The sequence below is a fragment of the Flavobacterium sp. genome (assembly GCF_034111225.1).
In the GTDB taxonomy this organism is placed as follows: domain Bacteria; phylum Bacteroidota; class Bacteroidia; order Flavobacteriales; family Flavobacteriaceae; genus Flavobacterium.
Genome location: NZ_JAWUXR010000002.1, coordinates 95,702 through 107,006, shown reverse-complemented (window position 1 = coordinate 107,006; position 11,305 = coordinate 95,702). Strand labels below are relative to the sequence as shown.

The window sequence follows — 11,305 nt, the reverse complement described above, 5'->3', positions numbered from 1 at the left end:
GAACAGGTGATGCTAACATCGCAGCATTACTAAAACTCGCAGAAGAAACTGATGTACAACTACCATTATTAGCAATAACCGTATAACTTGTTCCAACTGTCATACCTGAGATTAATCGTCCTGTACCTGCTGTAGGTCCTGCTGGTGTAAATGTAGAAGTTAATGAACCATTATAGTTCGATATAGTCGAAGTACCATCTGATGAACAGGTTGGCCCTACTGAAACTAATGTAGGCTGAACTGGTGGTGTCAACATTGCAGCATTACTAAAACTTGCAGAGGCAACTGATGTACAACTACCATTATTCGATACAACTGTATAACTTGTGCCAACTGTCATTCCTGTAATAACTCCACCTGCTCCTACTGTAGGACCAGCCGGTGTAAATGTATACGTTAATGCGCCGTTATAATTAGATATGCTTGAACTTCCATCAGCTAAACACGTTGGCGCTACTGAAGAAGTTGTGGGTTGAACAGGTGATGCCAACATCGCAGCATTACTAAAACTTGCAGAAGCAACTGATGTACAACTTCCATTATTAGCAATAACCGTATAACTTGTTCCAACTGTCATACCTGATATTAATCCTGCTGCACCTGCTGTAGGTCCTGCTGGTGTAAATAGATATGTTAATGCGCCATTATAATTTGATATCGTTGATGCACCATCCGCTGAACAGGTTGGTGCAACTGATGTTATCGTTGGTTGAACTGGTGTAATTAACATTGCTGCATTACTGAAACTTACAGATGCAACTGATGTACAACTACCATTATTCGATACAACTGTATAACTTGTTCCAACTACCATTCCATTTACTAATCCCGTTGCACCAACACTTGGTCCTGCTGGTGTAAATGTATACGTTAATGAACCATTATAATTAGATATAGTTGAAGTACCATCTGATGAACACGTTGGTCCTACTGGAGTAATCGTTGGTTGAACAGGTGATGCTAACATCGCAGCATTACTAAAACTCGCAGAAGAAACTGATGTACAACTACCATTATTAGCAATAACCGTATAACTTGTTCCAACTGTCATACCTGAGATTAATCCTCCTGTTCCTGCTGTAGGTCCTGCTGGTGTAAATGTATAAGTTAATGAACCATTATAGTTCGATATAGTCGAAGTACCATCTGATGAACAGGTTGGCCCTACTGGAGTAATCGTTGGTTGAACTGGTGGTGTCAACATTGCAGCATTACTAAAACTTGCAGAAGTAACTGATGTACAACTACCATTATTCGATACAACCGTATAAGTTGTTCCAACTGTCATACCTGAGATTAATCCTCCTGCTCCTGCCGTTGGACCTGCTGGTGTAAATGTATACGTTAATGCGCCGTTATAATTAGATATGCTTGAACTTCCATCAGCTAAACACGTTGGTCCTACTGAAGACGTTGTGGGTTGAACAGGTGATGCTAACATAGCCATATCAGTAAATGGCGCTGAAGGAAGCGAATTACAACCACTATTATTAGCAACAACTGTATAAGATGTACCAATAATTGCTCCTAAAATCTCTCCTGAAGAACCAACGGTTGGGCCTAAAGGAGAAAATGTATAAGTGTAAGTTGCATTATAATTATTAATTATGTTTGAACCATTTGAAGTACAAGATGAAAATACTGTATTCAAAGTTGGAGGAGGAGGTATACTATTAATTGTAATTGTTCCTGTCAATTGTATATTTGTTGAACAACCAACTGTTTCGACCGTATAATTGAAAACTCCTGATTGAGTTGGAATACCACTAATCGTATATTGACCAGCTGAAAAGATCCCAGTTAAGCCTGTTGGCAAACCTGTAACCGTTACACCAGTAGCATCACCACCAGAATTATAAATAATATCTGTTATTGCTTGATTGATACAAATTGCTTGATTAGAAGTACTCGTAGGTGAATTCAGTACTAATGAACAAGTAGCGGGAACACAATAAACGTTAAAATCAATAAATTCAGAACCCTCACATGTCCCTAAGATAATTTTTATATATACCGTAGTACTTGACGTAGGTGTAAAATTTGAAGGATCAGGGATTAAACTTCCATCTGAAAGATCATAAAACTCATATGTATAGTTTGCAGGATTTAATGGGGCCATTAAAGCAGCCAAATAGCTAGTTAAATCAAAAGTAGGATTACATTCTCCAGGCGGTCCATCAAAAGGCCCAATAGTATTAGAAGAAATTCCTGCAGAAATATCCACAATAATTTCATCGTATTCAGTTGGAGTACAAGCTACTCGATCAACTTCGACTCGCCATAAACCATTTTGAGTTACAGTTAATGTATTTGTTGCAGTTGTCACCTGCAAAACTCCTCCTAAATACCATCTATAAGATAATGAAGTAGCTGTAGTTGGTGGAGAATAAAAACTTGCTGTTAAATTTACTGATGTAACAGATGAATTACATATAAATCGATCTGGTCCCAAAGTAACACCACATATTTCACAGTTTGTAGAACCGTTTGAACCACCTGTATTATTAGTTTGATTAAAAGTAATTGTCCCAGATTGATTTGCGTAATTTGTAATTAAAACTACGTAAAAATTACCTGTTACTGCTCCAGCAATAGAAAAATTTTCAATTGGTGCAGCTGAATAACTACAAGCTACAATATTATTTGCAGAAGCATTACTTCCATCTGGATAATCCTGTAATGAATTAGTACACAATACAGGGTTTAAACGAGGATCTGTTGTGAAAGGTCCCCAACAAATAAAATCTACATCAATTCCGTTTCCGGCCGCATTAGTTTGAGAAATTTGAAAATTCAACAATCCAGGAGTACTTACTTGAAAAGTGTACCAAGCACCATTAGGCGCAGTTCCTAGACATCCAATATTACCTAAATTGGGAGTATTGGTAACATTATTAAAAGGCAATGAAGCATCTCCACAAAAGGAGGCTATAGTAGCACAACTTCCTCCAGGTCCTCCTTGAGAAAAGGATAAAATTGAAAATATCAGACTAATAAATAAGTATATTTTCTTCATAATTACTTAATAAATAAATGATAATTCCACGAAGTCATTTGATTTCCTTGTTTACCAACAAAACGCACACGCCATTTGAAACATTTAGACAGTAAACTTTTATGTGTAATCATGTAATTACTAATACTCTTAGTACTCTCAGTCTTTAAATCAACAAAAAATGTTTTTCTAAGGTCTTTAGCATCAAGATTATTGAAGCAATCCATTATAGGAACTATTTCTAAATAAATTTTACTTAAAGAAGTGTTCTTATTTACTAAATCACTATCCCATTTTACATTTGCAAAAGTATCAATATAAGGAGTTGAAGTAGAAGATTCGATTAAATTAATTTTAAAACTTTCTAATGTAAAATTAGTTTTGGTTTGCGAATAACTAAAATTAAATACTAAAAAAGCAAATAATAACTTAAAGTAAATTTCTTTCATTTTATTTTTTTTATATAGTTGTAGATAAACAAATTTAACCATAATTTAACTTTAATCTTTTATTTTCTTAAAATTTAACAAAATACTTTTATTTAAAGTTTATTATTTATCTTTGCATTTCTAAAAATTGCTATACTAATATTTATTGTTAACAATGACAAATAAAGAGGATTTACAAGAAGAATTAGGAAATAATCATATTGCTACAAGTGCAAACACACCATTAAGAGAAGATGCATTTGATATATCTGATGAAGACAAAATTGAATCAATTAAAAAAGATGTAGAAAGAATCCTTACTACACTAGGGATGGATTTAACTGATGATAGTTTAAAAGGCACTCCAAATAGAGTTGCTAAGATGTTTGTGAAAGAAATTTTCGGAGGACTTAATCCTGCAAAAAAACCAAGCTCTTCAACTTTTGACAATAAGTACAAGTACAACGAAATGCTTGTAGAGAAAAACATTGTGGTTTATTCTACTTGTGAGCATCACTTACTACCTATTGTAGGTCGTGCACATGTTGCTTACATTTCAAATGGAACTGTTGTAGGATTGTCAAAAATGAACAGAATTGTAGATTATTTTGCAAAACGTCCGCAAGTACAAGAACGTTTAACCATTCAAATTGTTGAAGAACTTCAAAAAGTATTAAATACTAAAGATGTTGCCTGTGTTATTGATGCAAAACATTTATGTGTAAATTCTAGAGGTATTCGTGATATTGAAAGCAGTACGGTTACTGCTGAATTTGGCGGGAAATTTAAAGAAGACAAGACAAGAAGAGAATTTCTCGATTATATAAAATTAGACACTACATTTTAATTATATAAATGATGGATTTAGCTTTTAAATTCATCATTTTTATTTAATTTTGAATTTAGCCCTGATAGCAGCGGCATCCTTTAACATTTTATGAAGCTTGCGAAATAAAATGTAAAGATATAGCGAATAGCAGGAATAGCTTCTAAAAAAACATCATACATGCAATTATATAAAAATCAAGACTTAAAGATTTACAACACGCTTACAGGAAACAAAGAAGTTTTTAAACCTATCCATGAAGGAAATATAGGTATGTATGTATGTGGACCTACTGTTTACAGCAATGTTCATTTAGGAAACGTAAGAACTTTTATGAGTTTTGATGTTATATACCGCTATTTAAAACATTTGGAATACAATGTTAGATATGTAAGAAACATTACTGATGCAGGGCATTTAACAGATGATGGTGATGTGGATAATGATCGTTTTGTAAAACAATCACGTTTAGAGAAGTTAGAACCAATGGAAATTGTACAGAAATATACTGTCGATTTTCATAAAGTTTTAGATAACTTCAACTTCTTACCTCCTACTATTGAACCTACTGCAACTGGACATATTATTGAACAAATTGAACTGATTGAAAAACTTATTGAAGTTGGTGTTGCTTATGAAAGTAAAGGTTCGGTTTATTTTGATGTTTTAGCATACAATAAAAAAGGGTTAAATTATGGCGAATTAAGCAATAGAAATATTGATGAATTATTTGCCAATACTAGAGATTTAGACGGACAATCTGAAAAGAAAAACCCACAAGATTTTGCACTTTGGAAAAACGCTTCTCCAGCACATATTATGCGTTGGAATTCTCCTTGGGGAGCTGGTTTCCCTGGGTGGCATTTAGAATGCACTGCTATGAGTACTAAGTATTTAGGCGAAACATTTGATATTCACGGAGGTGGAATGGATTTAAAATTCCCGCATCATGAATGTGAAGTAGCTCAAGGAAAAGCTTGTAATGGTGTTTCTCCCGTTAATTACTGGATGCATACCAATATGCTAACTATGAATGGTTTACGAATGAGTAAATCGACAGGGAATTATATTTTACCAATGGAACTTGTTAATGGAGAAAATGATTTTTTTGAAAAAGCTTTTCATCCAAACATTGTTCGTTTTTGCTTCTTACAAGCACATTATAGAAGCGTTTTAGACATTTCTAACGATGCAATGATAGCTAGTGAAAAAGGGTTTAACAGATTAGCTGATGCTTATAAACTGGGTAAAAACCTTGAAGCGAGTTCAACTTCTACTTTAGACATTAACAGCTGGAAAAAAGCATGTTATGATGCTATGAATGACGATTTTAATTCTCCAATTTTAATTGCACAATTATTTGAAGGTGTTCGCTTCATTAATCTAGTAAATGATAAAAAAAATACCCTTACAAGTGAAGATATTACATTACTAAATAAAACTTTACATAGCTTTTTACATGATGTTTTAGGTCTTAATTTAGAAAACATATCTAGTACTGCGAGTTCTGATAATAATAAATTAGAAGGAGTTGTAAATATGCTAATTGAAATGCGTGATGAAGCTAGAGCTAATAAAAATTGGGCTTTATCTGATGAAATTAGAGACAAACTATTAGCGCTTGGTATTCAACTTAAAGACGGAAAAGACGGAACTGGATTTAGTGTAAACTAAGTATAGATGATTAAAAAAATAGTTAAAATATTAGCTTATCCTTTTATCTTCTTGTTTCGATTTTATCAAGTTGCAATTTCTCCTTACACACCTGCTGCATGTAGGTTTGAACCAACTTGCTCGCACTACTCTATTGAAGCCTTAAAAAAATACGGTTTATTTAAAGGTGGTTTTTTAGCTGCTAAAAGAATAATAAGTTGTCATCCATGGGGAAAAAGTGGTTATGACCCTGTGCCGTAAGTTTTTTATAATCTTAAAACATTATTAACAACTTTACCAATTATAATATTTATTTTTAACCTCAAATAAAAAACACATCAATATGATTTACGCTTTAAATATGATTTGGAATCCTTCAGGAGGAATTGATTTAGGATTTTTTAATTTGCGTTTTTATAGTTTAATGTTTGTAATTGCTTTTGGATTAGGTTGGTACCTTATGAAAGCTATTTACGAAAGAGAAGGTGAAACATTAGAAAAACTAGACAACTTATTTGTTTCAACAGTTTTAGCTACTTTAGTTGGTGCTCGTTTAGGTCATGTTTTCTTTTATGATTGGGATTATTTTAAAGATCATAAACTAGAAATATTATTACCAATAAGAGAAAATGCAAACGAATCGATACTAGGAATAATACAAGGTTGGGAATTTACAGGTTTTGCAGGTTTAGCAAGTCATGGTGCAGCAATTGCAATTATCATTGTAATGCTTTATTATAGTAAAAAAGTTATTCAAAGACCTATTCTATGGGTTTTAGATAGAATTGTAATTCCTGTTGCAAGTGGAGCGATATTTGTCCGTTTAGGTAATTTTATGAATTCTGAAATTGTAGGAACAGAAACAACTTCTTCTTTTGGAATTAAATTCATAAGAGATTGGTATACGCCAAGACAAGCTTTTGAAGCAACACAAATAGGAAATTCAAATGAAGCTTATAAAGCTATAGAAACTAACCCTCAATTCGCTCAACTATTAGCAGATGTTGTGCCAAAACATCCTGCACAACTATATGAAGCATTTGGTTATGTTTTTGTTTTCGCGATTCTTTACTATATGTATTGGAAAACAGATGCAAGAAACAAACTAGGGTTACTTTTTGGAACTTTTCTAGTATTACTTTGGACAGTTCGTTTCTTTGTTGAGTATGTAAAAGGAAGTCAAGGTGGATTTGAAAACAACCCAATATTCTCGGCACTATCAACCGGACAATGGTTGAGTATTCCATTTGTCATTGCTGGAATATATTTTATCGTTAAAAGTAAAAAAGCAGAATAATACAAATAAAAAAGGCTCTGAAATTCAGAGCCTTTTTTATTTCATGTTTATTTTTCAATTAAAATTCCCACACCTAATATATTAGGCAAAAACGGACTTGAAAATTTGTTTTTAACTACAAACTTATACTTTCCTTTTTTTAGCTTTATATTGCTCGCTATAGAAACATACAAATCACAAATATCACCTGAACATTCAGCCAAATCTTTTCCACTTTCATCTTTGAACTTAACATCTATTTCAATTGTTTCAGTAGATCCATCTGGAGAAATAATATTTACTCCTATTGGTACATTAGAAAATTGGAAATCATAAATGTGACCAATATGCAATTTAATAGAACTCGCCTCTATGTCTTCGGTATTTTCAAATTCAAATGCAACTTCTTCATTTGAATTCCACCTGTTAGAATCAAAATTTGAATTAAATTCATTATATAAATAATTTGAATCACATGAGACAAAAAGTACTGTTGTAAAAAGCAATAAAAACTTTAATTTAATCATACGTATTTATTAATTAATTAGTTGAAATTCTTCCCATTTATAAGTCTTATTTGGATCTGAAGTATCTAGAGTGCCTTTAAATATTTTATACCCTGATTTAGCATCAATAATATAAAAATAAGTATCAAGACCTTTCCACGAAGAACCACATGCTGATACAGCTTCATTAGGTATATTCATTTTACTAAATTCATTGTTTTTTATAATTGTAGCTTTTCCTGTAATAGAGGCAACAAAATCAAGTGCTAAATCTGTAGAAACGTAAATTTTAGAAGCTGGGTTACCATTGATATCACTTTCAATAGGCATAATTTTGAATTTTAAGAGACTATTAGACTTAACAACTGAGTCATTAAGTGATTCAGAAATGAAAGCTTCAGTGACTCTCAAAGTGTCTTCTGAATAAACCTCTTCTTCATTCATTGCTTCATTATCTTTTTTACAAGATAAAACAAGAATTACTGTAATAATCATAACTCCAAATAAAGTAATTAATTTTTTCATAGTAATAGAATTTAGTTAGGAATAGATTTACATTCGCATTTATAACATTCTAATTTTCACATAAATATATAAAAAAAGTCCTGACTTTCATCAGGACTTTTAAATTCTATGTATATAAATTTAGTCTTCTTTTTTAAACATTGCCATTTTCTTAGCTTCTTTGTTACTCATTACATCTTTCATTAATGGTGTTGCAACGAAAATAGATGAGTAAGTACCTACTAAGATACCCACTAAAATAGCAAATACAAATCCTCTAATAGTTTCACCTCCAAAAATGAAGATAGCAACTAATACAACTAAAGTTGTTGCAGAAGTATTTACTGTTCTACTTAAAGTAGAGTTTAATGCTTTATTTACTAATCCATCAAAATCTGACGATGAATTATAATCTAAATATTCACGAACTCTATCAAATACAATTACAGTATCATTTAACGAATAACCAATAACCGTTAAGATTGCAGCAATAAATGCTTGATCTAACTCCATGTTAAATGGTAGAATATTATAGAAGAATGAGAAAATACCTAATACAATGATAACATCATGCGCTACCGCAGCAACTGCTCCAAAACTAAACTGCCATTTTCTAAATGAAAACATTAAGTAAATAAACACAACTAATAACGAACCTAATACTGCCCAAATAGAGTTTGTTTTAATGTCTTTAGAAATAGTTCCTGAAACTTTAGAAGCTTGCATTATACCATATTGCTTACCTTCATAAGATTTTACAAATTGCTCATATGTTAAATCAGCAGGTAAGTGCTTTTTCAAACCAGCAAATAACATTTCATTTACTTCTTTGTCAATTCCATCACCCTCTTCGTCAACTTTATATTTTGTTGTAATTTTTAACTGACTATCATTCCCATAAACTTTAGCTTCAGCACTTCCAAAAACAGCAACTAAATCAGCAGCTACATCTGGTGCAGAAACTGGCTTATCAAAACGTACTTGGTAAGTTCTACCTCCTACGAAGTCGACCCCTTGATTTAATCCTTTAGTAAATAAAGAAACTAAACTAAGTACTATTAATATACTTGAAACAACATAAGCAATTTTTCTTTTTGACAAGAAATCATAGTTTAAGTTTTTAAACCAGTTTTTAGTCAATGAAGTTGAAAAAGTAATATTTTCTTTTCTTGATAAACTCCAGTCTAAGAACATTCTTGTAATAAATACAGCCGTAAATAATGAAGTTATAATACCTATTAACAAAGTAGTAGCAAAACCTTTGATTGGTCCTGTTCCAAAGACTAATAAGATAATTGCAGTAATTGCAGTAGTAATATTTGCATCAAAGATAGATGACATTGCACCTTTCCATGTATAAGCATAGTTTACAGCTTCCTCAACTGATTTACCTTCGTCTAATTCTTCTTTTGCTCTTTCGTAGATAATTACGTTAGCATCAACTGCCATACCAATTGTCAATACGATACCCGCAATACCAGGCAATGTTAATACAGCACCAAAACTTGCTAAAGCACCAAAGATAAATAAGATATTTACTAATAAAGCTAAGTTTGCATAGAAACCTGTTTTACCATAGTAAATAACCATCCATAACAATACTAATGAGAAACCAATGATAAATGACATTAAACCACTATCAATTGCTTCTTTACCTAAAGATGGCCCTACAACATCAGATTGTACAATTTCTGCTCTAGCTGGTAATTTACCTGCTTTTAAGATGTTCGCTAAATCTTTAGTTTCATTGATAGAAAAATCTCCCGAAATTTCTGAACGTCCTCCAGAAATAGCTCCTCTACTTACACCTGGTGCAGAATAAACTGTATTATCTAACACAATTGCAATTGCATTTCCTTGTTGAGAAACAGTTCCTGTTAATTTTTCCCATTGTTTAGCACCAGTACCGTCCATTTGCATAGAAACAGCTGGTTTACCCATTTGGTCAAAAGTATCAGTAGCATCAACAATAACTCCTCCACTAATTGGCGCTTTACCAGAATAACTTCCTTTAAGAGCATATAATTGAATCCCTTCTGGGCTTTTCTCGTCAATTTTACCCCAAACAAATTTAATATTTGCTAATTCTGCAGGTAATAAAGATTTAATATCACTTCTGTTTAAATATGCTTTTACTTGAGCAGTATCTTTAGTTAAAAAGATTCCAACATAAGGCGAACCTTGTTGACCACCAGCTAACATTTTATCAAATAAAGGTCCGTTTGATTTATTAATCGTATCGGCAGATTTATCCGTTAATAATGAGTCAATTCCTGTTGCAGCAGTTTCAACAACTTCAGACTTTGCAGTAACTTCAGTTTTCTTTAAAGCTTCATTTACAGCAACTATATAACCACTAACTTCTTCTACTTTATAAGTTTCCCAAAATTCTAACTGGGCAGTACTTTGTAATAATTTTTTAATACGATCTACATCTTTAGCACCTGGTAATTCAACTAAAATTCTACCAGATTTTCCTAACATTTGAATATTAGGCTGTGTAACACCAAATTTATCGATACGCTCTCTTAATACTTTAAAAGCACTTTCAACAGATTCGATAATTTTTAACTTAATAATTGGTTCAACTTGAGCATTTGTCATGTCAAATTTAATTACCTCATCTAAGTTTCTATTACCAAAAATATCTGCGCTAGCTAATTTTAAATTAGCCTTATTTGCTTCAACAAAAAATGCGTCAATATAATCTTGGTTTCCTGATTGGTTTGTTTTAGCATCAGCTAACGCTTTCTTAAACCCAGGGTTTTTAGAATCGTTTGCTAATCCGTTTAAAACATCTTTAACAGAGATTTGAAGTATTACGTTAATACCTCCCTCTAAGTCAAGACCTTTTTGTAATTGATTATCTCTAACCTCATTGTATGTGTTACCTAAGAAAACAGTTTCTTTTCCAATAGAATCTAAATATCTTAATTCTTTTGTGAAATCTCCTTTTGCAAATGCTTTTGCATCACTACTTATGCTATTAGCTACAAAAGTGAATGAAAGTTGGTAAACACATACCAACGCGAAAATAATTGCGAAAAATTTAATCAGTCCTTTATTCTGCATTATTACTATAAATTAATTATTCTTTTTTTATCTAAAAACGGACAA

Annotated in this window: 9 protein-coding genes; 4 read left to right on the top strand and 5 right to left on the bottom strand. The window is 32.0% G+C overall.

Features of this window, described 5'->3' with window-relative positions; all coding sequences use genetic code 11:
- Both UXY25_RS00755 and UXY25_RS00750 read right to left on the bottom strand, forming a co-directional pair.
- The coding region (locus tag UXY25_RS00755; protein ID WP_414601352.1) for a beta strand repeat-containing protein at positions 1-3,016 on the bottom strand (3,016 nt) is incomplete at its 3' end.
- Between the two features lie 2 nt (positions 3,017-3,018).
- Positions 3,019-3,444 (bottom strand): hypothetical protein, encoded by a 426-nt coding sequence (locus UXY25_RS00750; protein ID WP_320814084.1) that lies wholly within the window; start codon positions 3,442-3,444, stop codon positions 3,019-3,021.
- A gap of 154 nt (positions 3,445-3,598) precedes the next feature.
- Between UXY25_RS00750 and folE the strand changes: the two genes are divergently transcribed.
- The 4 genes from folE (at position 3,599) to lgt (ending at position 7,199) form a co-directional block, all read left to right on the top strand.
- Positions 3,599-4,270 carry a GTP cyclohydrolase I FolE gene (folE, locus tag UXY25_RS00745; protein ID WP_320814083.1) on the top strand — a complete coding sequence of 224 codons (672 nt, stop codon included), beginning with the start codon at positions 3,599-3,601 and terminating at the stop codon, positions 4,268-4,270.
- Between the two features lie 159 nt (positions 4,271-4,429).
- The gene (gene cysS, locus UXY25_RS00740) at positions 4,430-5,923 is read left to right on the top strand and encodes a cysteine--tRNA ligase (RefSeq protein WP_320814082.1); all 1,494 of its coding nucleotides are present in this window, start codon (positions 4,430-4,432) and stop codon (positions 5,921-5,923) included.
- A gap of 6 nt (positions 5,924-5,929) precedes the next feature.
- Positions 5,930-6,163, top strand: coding sequence for a membrane protein insertion efficiency factor YidD (gene yidD, locus UXY25_RS00735; RefSeq protein WP_320814081.1), 234 nt, complete (start codon positions 5,930-5,932; stop codon positions 6,161-6,163).
- 82 nt (positions 6,164-6,245) lie between these two features.
- On the top strand, positions 6,246-7,199 hold the full coding sequence (gene lgt, locus UXY25_RS00730; protein ID WP_320814080.1) for a prolipoprotein diacylglyceryl transferase: 954 nt from the start codon (positions 6,246-6,248) through the stop codon (positions 7,197-7,199).
- A 47-nt stretch (positions 7,200-7,246) separates the two neighbouring features.
- On the opposite strand, the gene UXY25_RS00725 is transcribed toward lgt, so the two are convergent.
- The 3 genes from UXY25_RS00725 to secDF all read right to left on the bottom strand — a co-directional run bounded on the left by UXY25_RS00725 (position 7,247) and on the right by secDF (position 11,260).
- Positions 7,247-7,705: a hypothetical protein gene (locus UXY25_RS00725; protein ID WP_320814079.1), complete on the bottom strand. Its 459-nt coding sequence runs from the start codon at positions 7,703-7,705 to the stop codon at positions 7,247-7,249.
- A gap of 9 nt (positions 7,706-7,714) precedes the next feature.
- Entirely contained in the window at positions 7,715-8,209 is a 495-nt protein-coding gene (locus tag UXY25_RS00720; protein WP_320814078.1) for a hypothetical protein, read from the bottom strand.
- A 120-nt stretch (positions 8,210-8,329) separates the two neighbouring features.
- Positions 8,330-11,260: a protein translocase subunit SecDF gene (gene secDF / locus UXY25_RS00715; protein WP_320814077.1), complete on the bottom strand. Its 2,931-nt coding sequence runs from the start codon at positions 11,258-11,260 to the stop codon at positions 8,330-8,332.
- Positions 11,261-11,305 lie beyond the last annotated feature (45 nt).